This is a genomic window from uncultured Croceicoccus sp., from assembly GCF_947496385.1.
GTDB lineage: Bacteria > Pseudomonadota > Alphaproteobacteria > Sphingomonadales > Sphingomonadaceae > Croceicoccus.
In genome coordinates this window covers 243,567-258,583 of record NZ_CANMCP010000003.1, presented here as the reverse complement: position 1 = coordinate 258,583, position 15,017 = coordinate 243,567, and the positions used below count along the sequence as shown (strand labels likewise).

The window sequence follows — 15,017 nt, the reverse complement described above, 5'->3', positions numbered from 1 at the left end:
GCGGGGCGGGGGCAAACTATCCGGGCAAAATGTCCGGGCGGGTCATTCGTGCGCGTCGGGATCGGGCGGCAGATCGCTGCCCGCGTGCGCCGGTGCAGGCCCCGCATCCCGGCCCGGCCCGCGCCAGACCGCGATCACGCGCAGGACGAGCGCCGCCACCGTCGAGACAAGCACCGACCACGCAATGCCGAGCGGGCCATGGCGTTCCAGCGACACCGCAATCCCGACGAGCATGATCGCGAGCGTCGCCAGCCGGATCACGACCAGCTGCCGCGTGCGGTCCGTCGCGAGGAGCAGCGGGTCGATCGACACGCTGCCCACCTCCAGCGCCGCGGAAATGCCGAGCAGCAGCAGCAAGGGATACGCCGGCAGGTACTCCGCCCCGCTCATCAACAGGATGAGCGGCTTGCCCAGGAACACGAGCGCCACCGCGATCACCGCCGCGGCCAGCCCCGCCGCCGCGCTCGTCCGTTTCAGCACGTGGGCGATTTCGCGCCGCGAAAGATCGCGGTCGGCATAGGCGTGGCTGCGCGCCATTTCGGTGAAGATCGCGCGGCTCAGCATCTGGCTGACCTTGGTCATGGAATTGGAAAGCTGCGCCGCGAGCCGGTAATAGCCCGCCGCCGCCGCCGCCCCGAAACTGCCCAAGAGCAGGATCGGCGCCTGCGAGATCAGCGTCGTCACGGTGAGGTTGATGTTCGAGGCGAACAGGAACCGCCACAATCCGGGGAAATTGCGATGGATGCGAAACGGGTTGGTCAACCGTATCCGCCGCACGATGCCCGGCGCATGGCGATAGGCCAGCGCCCAGTAGGCGACCGACGTGGCCAGCTCCGATGCCATCCATGCGAGGATGAAGCCGTCGATGCTCGGCGCGAAGGCGAGCGCCACGAGCGCGCCGATCATGCGCACCACCGGCATCGCCGTTTCCGCCGCCGCGCCCGCCCCGAACCGGTCGAGCATGCGCAGCAGCCCCGTCGGCGTCGAATACAGCCCCAGCAGGAGCACCGCGGTATAGATCGCGCCCCAAAGCTGCACCACAGGTTCCCAGCCGAGGAGATCGCCGAGCCCGAAACAAATAATCGGCCCTGCGACCAGCCCGATGGCCGAGGTCACCAGATCCACCGTCAGCGTCGCACCCAGCAGCCGGCCGAGCCGGCCATCTTCGTGCGCATCGCCATATTCGTGCCCGAACTTGACCACGCCCTGCCAGCTGTCGAAGGTGATGAACCGCTTGATGAACTGCGCGATGGTGAGCACGAGTGCGAACACGCCGAAGCCCGACGGGCCGAGCGTGCGCGTCACGATGGCGAGGTAGAACAGCGAGAGCACCGCGCCCACGCCCTTGCCCGACAACAGCCAGCCGGAATTCTTCGCCACGCGCAGGAGCGGGGACGTACCGGACCCGGATGCCATCAATCTGCGGAGCATTGCGAATGCCATGCGCGCCCCTATCCCGGCGGGGCGGAAAATGCCCAGCCTTTTTTCGCCCGCGCACGCACCCGACTTTTTCCGCCCGCGCGCGCAATGCGTTTGCAGGGGTGATTTGCGCATCGCTTGCCGCTATGGCGCGCAGGGTGAACGCCCGCCATCCCATCGAACCCGCCGCCGATCCGCGCAAGGGCCGGATCGTCGTCGTGTGCAATCCGCGCAGCCACCGCATCCGCGCGCGCGGGCTGGCCGTGCCCGACGGGGTGCGCGTCGTCGACCCGCGCACGCGCGGCGACCTGCATGCGATCCTCGCTGAACTCGTGCGCAGCGACGTGTCGCTTGTGGTCATCGCGGGCGGGGACGGAACCATCCGCGACGTGTTGTCCTGCGGCGGATCGCTGTGGGCATCGGGGGGCGGGCCGGCGGTCGCCATCCTGCCCAAGGGCAAGACCAATGCGCTCGCCATGGATCTTGGTATCCCGCGCGACTGGGAAACGGCCGATGCGATCCGCGCCTGGCATGACGGGCGCGGCGCCATTCGCACCCCGATCGAGGTGGTCCGCGACGACGCATCGCCTGGACGCGAGCCGGTTCGCGGGTTCCTGTTTGGCGCAGGGGCTTTCGTCGATGCGACCGACATGGCGCAGACGACGCATCGCCTGGGCGCGTTCAACAACCTCGCCGTGGCGCTGTCGACGGCGGGCACGGTCGCGCGCGTGGCGTTCGGGGGCGACAATTCCCCTTCGCGTGCGGGCAAGCGGATGCGAATCCACTATGGCGAGGATGCGGAACCCATGCACGGTGCTGCCCTCCGCAGCGATGCGATGCGCTTCATCATGCTGGCGACGACGATGCACCGCATGCCGATGGGCGTGCGCCCGTTCGGCGATCCGCGCGGCGGCTTGAAAACGCTTGTCGTGGATGCGCCGCCGCGCCGTTTCATGCGGAATTTCGCCGCCATCGTGCGCGGCAGCACGGCGGAGCGGCTGGAACGCGATGGCATGCACCGGGTCGATGCCAGGAGCATGGAAATCGATCTCGACGGGGGGTTCATTCTCGATGGGGAGCGTTTCGATCCGGGGCGATATACCTTGCGCGAAGGTGCGCCGATCCGGTTCGTCACGCCGTGAGTGCGGACCGCGCCGATCTCGCCGCGCGGGTTGCGGCGGGGCTGCGTGCGCCGGTGCGCGATGAAATCCGGGCGTTCGCCGCATGTCTGGCCCGGCGTTACGATGCGCGCGCGGTGCTGTTCTACGGGTCGAATTTGCGGAGCGGGTCGCTCGACGGGGTGCTCGATTTCTACGTGCTGACCGCCGGGAGGCGTGAACGCGGGTTGTGGCCGCGCGTCGCCTATCACGAATATGCCCATGCGGGGCAGGAGATGCGCGCCAAGGTCGCGGTGATGACGCTCGCCACCTTTGCCCACGCGGCCACCGGGCGCCATGTCGATACGACGATCTGGGCGCGCTTCGTGCAGCCGGTCGCGCTTGCCTGGACAGATGGGGAGGATGCCCGCGATGCGGTGCGCCGGGCGATCGGCGATGCGGTGATCACCGCCGCGACGGTCGCCGCCGCGCTCGGCCCCGACGAAGGGACGGAACGCGAGTACTGGCAGGCGTTGTTCGCCGCGACCTACCGCGCCGAATTGCGGGTGGAAAAGCCCGGACGCGAGCAGCAGATCCTCGATTTCGGTGCGGATCATTTCGACGGGCTGATGATTGCCGGGTGGACGGCGGCGGGGATCGCCCATGACCGGCGCGGCGCCATCCTGCATCCGCATATGCCGGAGGCGATGGGCGATGAAACGCGCGCCCGCTGGCACCGGCGGCGGCGGATGGGCAAGCCGCTCAATATCGTGCGGCTTCTGCGCGCGGCCACCACCTTCGATGGGGGCGCACGCTATCTTGCATGGAAAGTGCACCGGCACAGCGGGATCACCGTGCCGCTCACTCCCTTTCGCGAACGGCACCCGCTGCTATGTGCGCCGGTGCTCGTCGCGGGATATTGGCGCGAGCGGCGCCGGATGCGCCGCGCCGCGGATCAGCCTTCGTCCTCGACCCGTTCATAAGGGACGAATTCGCCGAGGAACACGACGCCGCGCATGAAGCCGGTCTGATCGACCATGCGGATGGTATCGACGCTGCACAGCTGGTTCAGCACCGTATCGGTGACCATGATGTCATTGTCGTCGAGCGCCTCCAGCCCGCTTTCCGGGCGGTTGACGTAAAGCCTGCTGCCGACCTCCCACACGATCGCGGTTTCGTCGTAGATCGTCGTGCGCTGATTGCGGTAATTGGGAATGCAACGGACGGGTTCGCCCGCGACGCGCCCTTCCAGCTTTTCGGCAAGCTTGGCCTCGGCTTTCGCGTTGACGCGGTCCTGCCGGGTTTCGTCGGTGTCGGCCATGGCTGGCGCAGAAAGCAGAGCGCCCGCGGCCATGGCGACGGTCAGTGTCTTCTTGAACATATCTCGCTCCTTCGTTTCGCAACCCTTACGCGATTCGGTGTTAACCATTCATGACGCGCAGCCCCTACCAATCGTTTCCCGCCGCGATGGCACGCCGTTCCGCCGCGCTGCTTTGCCGGCCCAGCACGTCATTGCGATGGGGAAAGCGGCCAAAGCGCGCGATCATGCGGTAATGCGCGCGGGCGAAGGACAGCACCTCGCGATCCCCGAGCCGCGCGAACAGGCGGAGGGAGCGGCGTTGATCCGCGATGGCCTCGCTGTGCATCAGCGGCATGAGGATGAATTGCCGTCCCGCCGTAGTCAGCCCCCGGTCCCAGCCGCGCCGCAGCATGCCATCGGTAATCGCGCGGGCCAGCGGATCGGTCGCAAAGGCGCGCGGATCGTCGCGGAACAGGTTGCGCGGCACCTGATCGAACAGGAGTATCGCCGCGCGCGCAATGTCGGGCGTGTGCAGGAACGCATGCGCCGGCTGCCCCCTCAACATCGCCCATTCGCGGGCAAAGCGCCGCCGCAGCAGGGCATCGACGCCGTCGCCGCCCCCGAACCAGTCGCGCGGCGACAGCACGCCGAACCACACATGCAGCATGTCCGCCGCCCAGGGCCGGGGTGCGAGCGCCACCAGCCTTATCCCGTGCCGCCCACGGTCAGCCCCTCGACCAGCAAGGTTGGCTGTCCGACGCCGGCGGGTACGCTCTGCCCGCCCTTGCCGCATACGCCGACCCCTTCGTCGAGCGCGAGATCGTTGCCGATGCCCTTGACCTGGGTCAGCACGGTCGGCCCGTCGCCGATCAGCGTCGCGCCCTTGATCGGCGCGCCAAGCTTGCCGTTTTCCACCTTGTACGCCTCGGTGCAGGAGAACACGAACTTGCCCGACACGATATCGACCTGCCCGCCGCCGAAGCTTTTGGCATAAATCCCGTCCTTCATCCCCGCCAGCATTGCGGCCGGATCGTCATGGCCGCCCTTCATGAAGGTGTTGGTCATGCGCGGCATGGGCGCGTGGGCGTAATTCTGCCGGCGGCCATTGCCGGTCGGTTCGACACCCATCAACCGGGCATTGAGCCGGTCGTGAATGTAGCCCTTCAATATGCCATCCTCGATCAGCACGGTTTCCCGCGTGGGCGTGCCCTCGTCGTCGATGGTGAGCGAGCCGCGCCGTCCCGGCATGGACCCGTCGTCCACCACCGTCACGCCGGGGGCGGCGACACGCTCGCCGATGCGCCCGGAAAAGGCGGACGTGCCCTTGCGGTTGAAATCCCCTTCGAGGCCATGCCCGACCGCCTCGTGCAGCAGCACGCCCGGCCATCCGGGGCCGAGCAGCACCGCGCATTTGCCCGCCGGCGCCGCCACGCTTTCCATGTTGACCAGCGCCTGGTGCAGCGCCTCGTCGATGGCGCGGTTCCATGTCGCCGGTTCGAACAGATCGTCGTAGAGACGGCGCCCGCCCATGCCGAAGCTGCCGGTTTCGCGCCGTCCGTTCTGTTCCGCCACGATCGAGACGTTGAGCCGGACGAGCGGGCGGATGTCGTTCGCCACTAAGCCGTCGGCGCGCACGATCTCGACCACCGACCAGCTCGCCGCGAGCGATGCGGTCACCTGGCAGACGCGCGGATCGCGCGCACGCGCCGCGGCATCGATGGTTTCGAGCAGGCGCACCTTGTCCGCAAACGCAATCCCGTCGAGCGGGCTTTCATCGGTGTAGAGATGGCGGTTGGTGCCGATCGGCGGCGGGGCGGGGCGGCCCGTCGTGGCATCGAGCAGCGACAGCGTTTCGCCCGCGCGGCGAATCGCATCGACGCTGATCTCGTTCGCGTGGGCGAAACCGGTCGTTTCCCCCGATATGCCGCGCAGGCCAAAGCCGGCCTCCCGCGAATAATCGGCGGTGCGCAGGCGCCCGTCGTCGAAGGCCAGCGCCTCCGACGCGGTGAATTGCAGGAACAGCTCCCCATCGTCGCAATCGCGCAACGTCTCGCGCGCGAGCATCTGCGCGCCATCGGGGTCGAGCAGGCCGGGTTTGTAAAGGAACGAGCGGGGATCGGTTGCTGTCATCCCGCCGATATAGGGGGCAAGGCGGCGTTACGCCAGACAGGGCGGAACGGATGCGGCCATGCGGTGTCCGTCAGGCGGTCAGGCGACGGCGGCATCGCCCGGTTCGGGAAGGTCGCCTGCGCTCAGCTCGTCGATCCCGCGTTCCGCAGGGCCGCCCTTCAACACGAAGCGGCGATCGCAATAGCCGCATTCGACATAGCCCTTCTCGTCGATTTCCATCCACACGCGCGGATGGCCGAGCGCCGCGCCGGTGCGGATATCGGTCGCGCCGTCGCATTTGACGCGGCGCGTGTCGGTATAGACGGTTTCGGGCGGCTGGATCATGGTTCATGCGATTAGCAATGCAATTTCCCGGCGGCAAGATGGATTGCGCGCTGCGTCTGCCGATACTGTCCGCATCGACCCCCTTGTCTCGCCGCGCACTTGCGCGCATGAGGCGATGCGTGACCGATACCGCCGCCATATCCATCCGCAACCTCACCAAACGCTATGCCCCCGCCGGACCGGGCGAGGAGGGCAAGCTTGCGTTGAACGATGTCAGCTTCGACGTGCCGCAGGGCGGGATTTTCGGCCTGCTCGGCCCCAATGGCGCGGGCAAGTCGACCTTGATCAATATCCTTGCCGGGCTGGTCGGCAAATCGTCGGGGAGCGCGTCGATCTGGGGCTTCGACATCGATTCGCAGCGCCGCAATGCGAAGCGCGCGATCGGCATCGTGCCGCAGGAAATCGTCTTCGACCCGTTCTTCACGCCGTATGAGGTGCTGGAGAATCAGGCCGGATTCTACGCCGTGCCCAAGGATGAACGCCGCAGCCGCGAATTGCTCGCCGCCGTGCATCTGTCTGACAAGGCGAACGCCTATGCCCGCACGCTGTCGGGGGGGATGAAGCGCCGGCTCCTCATTGCGAAGGCGATGGTGCATTCGCCGCCGGTGCTCATCCTCGATGAACCGACGGCGGGCGTCGATGTCGATCTGCGCCGGCAATTGTGGGAGCTTGTCACCCAATTGAACGACGAGGGCGTGACCGTGGTGCTGACCACGCATTATCTCGAAGAGGCGGAGCAGCTTTGCGACCGCATCGCCATCATCAACCATGGACAGCTGATCGCCGATACCTCGACGCGAGAATTGCTCGAAACCGCGCGGGAAAAAGTGGTGGAGGTCGTGCTCGACAACCCGATCACCGCCGCGCCGACGCATCCGGCGTTTCACAAGTCGGAGCTGATCGGCGAACGCTCGGTGGCGATCACCTATGACAAGGACCGGATGACCGCGGGCGAAGTGCTCTCCATCCTTCAGGATCAGGGCCGCGCCATCGTCGACGTAACCACGCGCGAGGCCGATCTGGAGGAAGTGTTCGTCAACCTCACCCGCGACCGGTAAGCGGCGCGGGGTTTCAGCCCGCCATTTCCTGCGCCCGGGCGAGCAGACCCGGCGACAGCAGCATCAGCAACCGCACGTCGATCCCCTTGCCCTGCGCGCGCTGTTCATCGAGGAAAGCCTCGATCCCGGAAAGCGGCACGCGGTGGACGGTGATGTTCTCCATGTCGGTGCCGCCGCCTTCGCCCACCTGGGTCAGGCCGCGGGCCAGCACCATGGTGAAGCTTTCGCTGACCATGCCGGGGCTGGAATAGAAATCGCCGATGTCGATGAGTTCTGCGGCGCGATAGCCCGTTTCCTCGATCAGCTCGCGTCCGGCGGCGGATAGCGTATCCTCGCCCGCGACGCTTTCGTAATCGCCGACGAGGCCAGCGGGCATCTCGATGCTGAACCGGCCCATCGGCACGCGATATTGTTCGACCAGGATCACGTCGCCCGCGTCAATGGCGAGGATCACCGCGGCGCGCATGTTGCGCGGGCGGGTGACATATTCCCACCGTCCGCGCGTCTTGGCGACGACGTAATCGCCCTGCCACTCGATACGTTCGGGGGCGTCGTGGTCGGGAACGCTCATATCTCGATCAACCTGTCGGGAATTTCATTGGGATTGGTGTGGTCGGCGGGCAGATGCTCGGTCAGGACCGCGCCCACGCGCTCGATCGCGGCGACCATGCCCGCCGTCGTGTCCCCGCGTTTCAGATGGATCAGCATCGCGGCCATCGCCTCGCCCCAGATGTCATCGGAAACCTTTGCGGCAATGGCCTCGTCGGCGAGGATTTCGGCGCGGTGTTCCTGCATGGAGAGGTAGATCAGCACGCCGGTGCGGCCGTGGGTGCGGCGTTCGGCCCCGACGCGGAAGATCGAGATGGCGCGTTCGTGCACCCGCTGCGTCCGCACGCGACCGGGCACCGTGGCAAAGCGCAGGCGGTCGAACCCCAGCGCGAGCCACAGCCCGAGAAAGCCCACGATGCCAAGCGCAGCCCCTGCCTCCAGCACGGGGCCGGGGGCATATTGCGTGTCCCATCCCCCCTGCACCATGTCGAGCAGGGCCAGCAAAGGCGCGGGAAACAACCCCGCCAGCACGATTAGGCCGAAGCCGAACAAGGCCGCCCAGGCAAGGGCAATATCGCTGTAACCGTCGGAGCGGTCGGCGAGCACGGTCACGATTTCGCCCGAGGTGCGTGCCTCCGCCCGGCTGACCGCCGCCGAAATCGCATCGTGGTTGGCGGGGGTAAGGATCGCGCTCACCATCCGCCCCCGGCGCCGCCGCCGTTAAAGCCGCCACCCCCGCCGCCGAAACCGCCGAAGCCGCCGCCAAAACCGCCATCGCCGCCGCCGAAGCCGCCCCCGCCAAAGCCGCCGCCACGATCATGGCCGCCGCCTACCGCATTGCCGATGGCGGACCACAGGATCACGTCGGCGACCGCATTGCCCGCGCCGTAACGCCGCCGCCGGCCGCGCCGCCCGCGACCCCCGCCGCGCCCGAACATGAACATGAAGGCCACGATCATCACGACCCAGAAAATCGCGCCGCCGATGGTGCCCGCGTCGACCTCGTCCTCCTGCGCCGCGGCGGCGGCCTCGGCCTCCGCGATGGCTTCGGCCTGCGCCGGCTCCATGTTCAGCCGTTCGATGATCGCGTCGACGCCCGCGGCGATCCCGCCGGGCAGGTCCCCTTCGCGAAAGGCGGGAAGGACGACATTGCGCACGATGCGCCCTGTCGAAATATCGGTCAGCCGCGTCTGCACCCCGCGCGATGTGGTGATGAACACCTCGCGTTCGTTCGGCGCGACGAGCATCAGCACGCCCTGCTCCGTTTCCTCGCCGCCGATGCCCCATGTCTCGGCCAGCCCCTGCGCATAGGCGAAGGGTTCCTCGCCATCGAGGCTCTGCACCGTGGCGACGATAACCGCATTGCCGGTTTCACGGTTGTAACGCCGCAGCCTCCGGTCGAGCGCCGCCTCTTCCGCGGTGGGGAGGACATTCGCCGCGTCCAGCACCGGGCCATCGGGGCGGGCGGGATAATCCTGCGCCCCGGCGGGTCCGGCAACCATCGCCACAACGGCGAGCAGCAGGGCGAGAACAAACCGCATGGGCAAACCCGCGGGCAAGGAAAGGCGGGCGGTCAATTCGCCGCCGCTGCGGACGCCTGCGTGCTGTTGTCGTTGGCGGGGGCGGCACCGGGTGCCATGCCGGGCGCGCCCATGTTGCCGAAATCGACATCGGGCGCCGTCTGCGCCGACGGTTCGGCGGTGAACGCCTGCATCGGTTCGGCGCCGTGAATGATCTTCGCCCCGATGACGGAGGGGAAAGTGCGGATCTCGGTGTTATATTCCTGCACCGCGTCGTTATAGCGCGTGCGGGCGGTGTCGATGCGGTTCTCGCTGCTTTCGAGCGAAACCATCAGATCGGCGAACCGGCCCTGGCTCTGCAGCTGGGGGTAGTTTTCGACCACCGTGCGCAGCTGGCCCAAGGCCTGCGTCAGCTGATTCTGTGCCTGTTGAAACCGTTGGAATTCCGCGGGGTCGGACAGGTCGTCGGTCGTGACGGTGATGCCGGTCGCGCGGGCGCGCGCCTCCGTTACATTGGTCAGGATCTGCGTCTCCGACTGCGCGGCGGCGCGGACCGTCGCGACCAGATTGGGAACGAGATCGGCGCGGCGCTGATACGCGCTTTGCACGTCGGCCCAGCGCGCCTTGGCGTTTTCCTCCGCCGTGGGGACGGAATTGATGCCGCACGCGGAAAGGCCGAGCGCGAGAAGACCGGCCACGGCGATGCGAAAGCTGCGCAGAACAGGCATTGACGAAAGATTCCTTGCAATAAAATCCGCCGCCCGAAAAACCGGCGCGGCAGGTGTATTGCCAATATAAGGCGGCTGTGCGCGCACGCAATGGTTTTCGCCCCGGATTGCATGGCTCGCGGGGCCATGCCACATGGTCGTTTCGACCAGACGGGCGTGCGGAACGCCGGCATACGGGGGACATCGGTGTTCAACGAGTTCAAGAAATTCATCGCGCGCGGCAACGTGCTCGACCTCGCGGTGGGCGTCGTGATCGGCGCGGCGTTCGGCAAAATCGTGACCTCGCTTACCGAGAGCATCATCATGCCGATCATCGGCGCGATTTTCGGGACGATCGATTTTTCCAACCATTTCCTGCGGCTCGGCCCGATCCCCGAAGGATATAGCGGCGCGCCCGACAATTATGCCGCGCTCAAGGAAGCGGGCGTGCCGATGCTCGGCTATGGCGATCTCGCGACGCAGGTGGTCAATTTCCTGGTGATCGCGGCGGCGCTGTTCCTGCTCGTGAAATCGGTCAATCGCGCGCTCGACGCGATCGAGGAGGAGAAGAAAGCCGCCGATTCGACCTCCGACACGAACAAGGCGCCCACCGATTCGCAGCTCGACGTGCTCAAGGAAATTCGGGATGCGTTGAAAAATCGCGACGCCACCTGACCGTCTTCCCCTTCACATTGCGCGCCGATGCCCTATATGGGGAAGTGCCGGTTTCGACCGGCTATGGCGATAAATTGTGATGTGCAATAGGCACAGCGGACCCGGGGGCAGTACCCGGCGGCTCCACCATATACCCCGTTTCGATGGGGTGCATGACGGGGCCGAACCAGGATCGACGTGTGTTGAAAGACATTATTTTTGCCCGGGCTGAGTAACCCGTAAAACTGTTCAAAACACACAAGTGCCAACGATAACGAAGCACTCGCTCTCGCCGCGTAATGTGACGGCCTAACGGCCTGAATTTACAAAGCTAAAGCGCGGTTGGACCCACCGGGCAACAGAAGTGGATTCCGGGGCTCCGGGGGTAGCTAGCAACAGAAACCCCCACCTTATTCCTGCATCGTCGTGCTTTCGTCCGCCTGGTCGGCCTCCGCCGCCCGGGCCGCGGCCTCATGCGCGAGGCAATCGAACAGCTTCACCCCCGCCATGAACACCGAACCCGTGCAGGCGAGGAACAGCAGCCGTCCGCCCCAGCCGGGATATTCGACGAGATAGGCCGAACCACGCTCCGCCGCGCCGAGCGCGAGGGCGTAGATCACCATCGACGCCTCGAACCGCGTCTTGATGACGAAAAGCCTGCCGACTTTCCTCAGCCTGTCCCGTAGCTTGCCGATTCCCGATCACCCTTTCGCCGTAGAATATGCGAAAGGATAGGCGGCCCACCGGCGTTGACAAGCTGTTAACCAAGCTCCTCGATATCGAGCGCGGTCAGAAGCGCATTTCGTGCCGTTTCAACGGTTTGCGCCAGCGCATCATCGCCCAGCCGGTCTGGCGCGATGGTTTCAGGCCAGTGTTCGGCAATGACCGATTCGATTCGCGCGGCCTTCTCCTCGTTCAGCAGAAAGCGCGGATCGACATGGGCGGGATCGCACGCTACGCGCAGGCGCAGGCACGCCGGACCGCCGCCATTGGCCATCGATTGGCGCACGTCCACGGGCAAGACCTGCCGGATCGGGCCATTGCCCGCCAGCACCGTGTCGAGCCATTGTCGCACCTCCGGATCCTCCCAGGTTTCGAGCGGTACGATCAAGGCCATGCCCCCTTCGGGAAGCGTGACGAGCTGCGCGTTAAAGAGATAGCTCGCCACCGCCTTTTCGAGGCTGACGGCGCTGGCGGGGACGATGACGAATTGCGCGGCCGGCAGGATGGCGCGGATCGCGTCATAGGTGCCTTCGGGATCGGCGAAGGCCTGTTCATGCGCGAACAGCACGGTTTCATTGGCCACCGCGACGACATCGTTGTGGAACGCGCCGGCCTCGATCGCCTCGGGCGCCTGTTCGACGAACAAGGTGCGTTCGGGGGAAAGGCCGTGCAATCGGGCGACGGCGTGGCTCGCCTGTTCATGCTGCCGCGCGGGAAAGCGGCCACCCTGACGCCCATAGACGAAGATTTCGAGCGCGCGATCGGCATGGCCGGTGCCCATCCGCATGTGATTGGCCGCGCCCTCGTCGCCATAGGTGGCGGGCACCGGCCCATGCACCGCGAAATGATCGTCGGCAAAGGCAAGCCGCAATTGCCGCAAGGTGTCGGGCCATTCGATCGAGCGATGCGCCATGGTGACGAGATTGGCGACGGTCAGGTGACAGCGTCCGTCCGCGGTATCGGGCGCGGGCGAAACCGTTGCGGCATTGGCGGTCCACATGGACGACGCCGACCATGCGGAGGCGAGCAGCGCCGGGTCGAAATCGCGCCCCTCCGTAACCCCCATCGCGGCGGGAAACGCACGGTTGGGGCGGGGCAGGGGCAGGAAAAACCCCTGCGCCAGGCCCAGCGCCATGTTGTGCCGCATTTTCGCCACGCCCTGCAACGCGGCGGCGCGCGGGTGCGAGACATCGCCCTTGTGCCGGGTCGCGGCCAGATTGCCGAGGCTCAGCCCCGCATAATTGTGCGAGGGGCCGACGATGCCGTCGAAATTGATCTCCCGAATGCTCATCGCGCCACGCTCCAGATTTCGTCGCCGGTTGTCACGTTCAGCAGGCGCTTCGCCTCCGCATCGATGGCGACGCCGTCCTCCTCCACCTTGCGATGGCCATAGCAGCACCGAAAATCGCCAAGCCTTCCCGTCGCGATCAGCGCGCGTTCCCCGTCCGCGCCATCGGCGTCGAGCAGGGGGGCGGCGTGTGCGTCCGCGATCGTGCGGACATTATCCGTGCGCGCCGTCATGGTCGGCCCGCCGTCGAAGATGTCGACATAGCCTTCCGCCGCGAACCCCTCGTTTTCGAGCATGCGCATCGCCGGGCGCCCGGTTTCGTGCGGCACGCCGATCGCCTCGCGCGCGCTGTCCGAAATCATCGAGACATAGATGGGATGGCGGGGAAACAGGTCGGCGATGAACTGGTTGCCGTGCACCGCATTGAACTCGTCCGCCTCGCGAAAGCTCATGCCGAAGAACCGCCCGGCGACCCCGTCCCAGAACGGGGAATTGCCCTGCGCCCCGACGATACCGCGCAATTCGGCGAGCAGGCGTTCCCCGAACCGGTCACGGTGCATGGCAATGAACAGGTACCGGCTGCGCGCCAGCAACATGCCCAGCCCGCCCGCGCGCGCATTGGGATGGAGGAACAGCCCGCCGACCTCGCTCGCCCCTTCGAGATCGGTGACGAGTTGCAGCGTCTCGTTGCGGAAGGTCCGGTCGAGCTCGCGGCTGTGCTGCGTCTGGCTCGTGATGCGGTAGGAATAGAAGGGGAGATCGCCGCCGATGCTGCTGAAAATCTGGCAGGTGCCGCGCACCGCGTTGTCCTCGCTATCCTCCAGCACCATGACGAACAGATCGTCGCCGACGCCCGTCGCCGCGCGGCCCGTCGCCTCCGCCGAACGGGACAGCTTCTTCATCAATGCGTCGCGATGCGGCGGCAGGTTGGTGAACCCGCCGCCCGTCAGCTTCGCCATTTCATAGAGATGCTCCAGATCGTCGGTGCGCGCGGGCCGGATGAGATAGCTCATGCCAGTTCCCCCGCGGCGATGCGGTGCAGGACCAGCGCCGACAAACCCGCACGCTCCGCCAGCGAATCGACGATCATGAATTCGTCCGCCGAATGGATGGAGCCGCCGCGCACGCCCATCGTGTCCACCACCGGCACGCCGCAGGCCGCGATATTATTGCCGTCGCACACGCCGCCTGTATCCTTCCGGCCGAATTTCTGGCCAAGGTCGCGGCCGGTGCGCTGCACCAGGGCGAAAAGTTTTTCCGCCCCTTCGTCGACCGGCTTGGGCGGGCGCGAAATGCCGCCGTGCAATTGCATGGTGACGCCGTGCGCACGCGCGATATTCGCGATCATCCCGTCGAGCGCGCGGGTAAAGCTTTCCGCCGCAGCGTGGCTCTTGGGCCGGATGTTGAAACGCAATATGGCAAGGTCGGGCACCACATTATTGGCCCCGCCGCCGTCGATCCGCGCCGGATTGATGGGAATGTCGGCGTTCTGCAATTCCTTCAGCCGCACGGCCAGTTCCGCCGCCGCCACGATGGCATTGCGCCCGTCGCCGGGGTTGCGGCCCGCATGGGCGGACTTGCCGGTGACGGTCACGCTGTAATTGCCGGACCCGCCGCGCGCGCCCGCGAGCGTGCCATCGGGAAGCGTCGCCGGTTCATAGGTCAGCGCCGCGTGCTTGCCCCGGGCGAGCCGGTCGATGAGCGCGGCACTCCCCGCGCTTCCCGTTTCCTCGTCCGAATTGATCATCACGTCATAGCCGAGCCGGCCCGCATCGGCGCTGCTTTCGAACGCCTTCAAGGCTTCCAGTATCACGCACAGCCCGCCCTTCATGTCGGCGAGGCCGGGACCGTTGAGCACGCCGGGTTCCAGTTCGGCAATATCCTGAAACGCGGAATCGGCGGGAAACACCGTGTCCATGTGTCCGGTGAGGAGGACGCGCCGCGCCGCATCGGGCCGGACGGAGAGGACCATGTGGCGCCCGCGCTGCACCTCTTCCTCACGGCCGTCGGGGGCGATGGCGGTGACGGGGTCGGGTTCGATCATCGTGACTTCGCCGGGCAATTGGGAAAACGCCTCGGCGAGAAGGTCCGCCTGGTGCGCGAGGCCGTCCAGATTGGCGGTGCCGGTGTTGATCCGGCTCCACGCCAATGTGCGGTCCAGCATGGCGGAGGCGTCGATGGTGTCCAGAAGCGCGGCTTCGGTCGGATTGAGTGATGCTGCTTTCATATGCGACCAACTCCTAAGCCG

The 15,017-nt window shown here is 66.5% G+C and carries 17 protein-coding genes and 1 other RNA gene; 5 read left to right on the top strand and 13 right to left on the bottom strand.

Annotation, left to right across the window (positions count from 1 at the left end):
- Positions 1-42 precede the first annotated feature (42 nt).
- Entirely contained in the window at positions 43-1,416 is a 1,374-nt protein-coding gene (locus Q0897_RS07045) for a lipopolysaccharide biosynthesis protein (protein WP_299308507.1), read from the bottom strand.
- Between the two features lie 149 nt (positions 1,417-1,565).
- Here Q0897_RS07045 and Q0897_RS07040 point away from each other — a divergent pair, with 149 nt between their 5' ends.
- Both Q0897_RS07040 and Q0897_RS07035 read left to right on the top strand, forming a co-directional pair.
- Entirely contained in the window at positions 1,566-2,561 is a 996-nt protein-coding gene (locus Q0897_RS07040; protein WP_299308506.1) for a diacylglycerol kinase family protein, read from the top strand.
- Entirely contained in the window at positions 2,558-3,499 is a 942-nt protein-coding gene (locus tag Q0897_RS07035; protein WP_299308505.1) for a hypothetical protein, read from the top strand. The genes Q0897_RS07040 and Q0897_RS07035 overlap by 4 nt, the downstream gene beginning before the upstream one ends.
- Here Q0897_RS07035 and Q0897_RS07030 read toward each other — a convergent pair.
- The 4 genes from Q0897_RS07030 to Q0897_RS07015 all read right to left on the bottom strand — a co-directional run bounded on the left by Q0897_RS07030 (position 3,472) and on the right by Q0897_RS07015 (position 6,270).
- On the bottom strand, positions 3,472-3,897 hold the full coding sequence (locus Q0897_RS07030) for a hypothetical protein (protein WP_299308503.1): 426 nt from the start codon (positions 3,895-3,897) through the stop codon (positions 3,472-3,474). The genes Q0897_RS07035 and Q0897_RS07030 overlap by 28 nt on opposite strands.
- A gap of 64 nt (positions 3,898-3,961) precedes the next feature.
- The gene (locus Q0897_RS07025; RefSeq protein WP_299308502.1) at positions 3,962-4,516 is read right to left on the bottom strand and encodes a DUF924 family protein; all 555 of its coding nucleotides are present in this window, start codon (positions 4,514-4,516) and stop codon (positions 3,962-3,964) included.
- A 5-nt stretch (positions 4,517-4,521) separates the two neighbouring features.
- Positions 4,522-5,946 carry a metalloprotease TldD gene (gene tldD, locus Q0897_RS07020; protein ID WP_299308501.1) on the bottom strand — a complete coding sequence of 475 codons (1,425 nt, stop codon included), beginning with the start codon at positions 5,944-5,946 and terminating at the stop codon, positions 4,522-4,524.
- 78 nt (positions 5,947-6,024) lie between these two features.
- The gene (locus Q0897_RS07015; RefSeq protein ID WP_239804985.1) at positions 6,025-6,270 is read right to left on the bottom strand and encodes a zinc-finger domain-containing protein; all 246 of its coding nucleotides are present in this window, start codon (positions 6,268-6,270) and stop codon (positions 6,025-6,027) included.
- Between the two features lie 119 nt (positions 6,271-6,389).
- Between Q0897_RS07015 and Q0897_RS07010 the strand changes: the two genes are divergently transcribed.
- Entirely contained in the window at positions 6,390-7,328 is a 939-nt protein-coding gene (locus tag Q0897_RS07010) for an ABC transporter ATP-binding protein (RefSeq protein ID WP_299308499.1), read from the top strand.
- Positions 7,329-7,341: 13 nt separating this feature from the next.
- On the opposite strand, the gene Q0897_RS07005 is transcribed toward Q0897_RS07010, so the two are convergent.
- From Q0897_RS07005 to Q0897_RS06990, 4 genes are read right to left on the bottom strand one after another with little or no spacing between them, the layout of a single operon-like run.
- Positions 7,342-7,899 carry an NUDIX hydrolase gene (locus Q0897_RS07005; RefSeq protein WP_299308498.1) on the bottom strand — a complete coding sequence of 186 codons (558 nt, stop codon included), beginning with the start codon at positions 7,897-7,899 and terminating at the stop codon, positions 7,342-7,344.
- Positions 7,896-8,576 (bottom strand): TPM domain-containing protein, encoded by a 681-nt coding sequence (locus Q0897_RS07000; RefSeq protein WP_299308497.1) that lies wholly within the window; start codon positions 8,574-8,576, stop codon positions 7,896-7,898. Before Q0897_RS07000 ends, Q0897_RS07005 begins: the two co-directional genes overlap by 4 nt.
- On the bottom strand, positions 8,570-9,418 hold the full coding sequence (locus tag Q0897_RS06995) for a YgcG family protein (protein WP_299308495.1): 849 nt from the start codon (positions 9,416-9,418) through the stop codon (positions 8,570-8,572). Before Q0897_RS06995 ends, Q0897_RS07000 begins: the two co-directional genes overlap by 7 nt.
- A 32-nt stretch (positions 9,419-9,450) precedes the next feature.
- Positions 9,451-10,125, bottom strand: a complete 675-nt coding sequence (locus tag Q0897_RS06990; protein WP_299308493.1) for a LemA family protein — start codon at positions 10,123-10,125, stop codon at positions 9,451-9,453.
- Between the two features lie 126 nt (positions 10,126-10,251).
- Here Q0897_RS06990 and mscL point away from each other — a divergent pair, with 126 nt between their 5' ends.
- Together mscL and ssrA are read left to right on the top strand one after the other, a co-directional pair.
- On the top strand, positions 10,252-10,779 hold the full coding sequence (gene mscL / locus Q0897_RS06985) for a large conductance mechanosensitive channel protein MscL (RefSeq protein WP_299308492.1): 528 nt from the start codon (positions 10,252-10,254) through the stop codon (positions 10,777-10,779).
- Positions 10,780-10,786: 7 nt separating this feature from the next.
- Positions 10,787-11,132: a transfer-messenger RNA gene (gene ssrA, locus Q0897_RS06980) on the top strand.
- 36 nt (positions 11,133-11,168) lie between these two features.
- Here ssrA and Q0897_RS06975 read toward each other — a convergent pair.
- The 4 genes from Q0897_RS06975 to Q0897_RS06960 all read right to left on the bottom strand — a co-directional run bounded on the left by Q0897_RS06975 (position 11,169) and on the right by Q0897_RS06960 (position 14,996).
- Entirely contained in the window at positions 11,169-11,381 is a 213-nt protein-coding gene (locus Q0897_RS06975; RefSeq protein WP_299308491.1) for a hypothetical protein, read from the bottom strand.
- A 137-nt stretch (positions 11,382-11,518) separates the two neighbouring features.
- Positions 11,519-12,772: an N-succinylarginine dihydrolase gene (locus Q0897_RS06970; protein WP_299308490.1), complete on the bottom strand. Its 1,254-nt coding sequence runs from the start codon at positions 12,770-12,772 to the stop codon at positions 11,519-11,521.
- Positions 12,769-13,782 (bottom strand): arginine N-succinyltransferase, encoded by a 1,014-nt coding sequence (locus Q0897_RS06965; RefSeq protein WP_299308489.1) that lies wholly within the window; start codon positions 13,780-13,782, stop codon positions 12,769-12,771. Before Q0897_RS06965 ends, Q0897_RS06970 begins: the two co-directional genes overlap by 4 nt.
- Positions 13,779-14,996, bottom strand: a complete 1,218-nt coding sequence (locus Q0897_RS06960; protein ID WP_299308488.1) for a hydrolase — start codon at positions 14,994-14,996, stop codon at positions 13,779-13,781. Before Q0897_RS06960 ends, Q0897_RS06965 begins: the two co-directional genes overlap by 4 nt.
- Positions 14,997-15,017 lie beyond the last annotated feature (21 nt).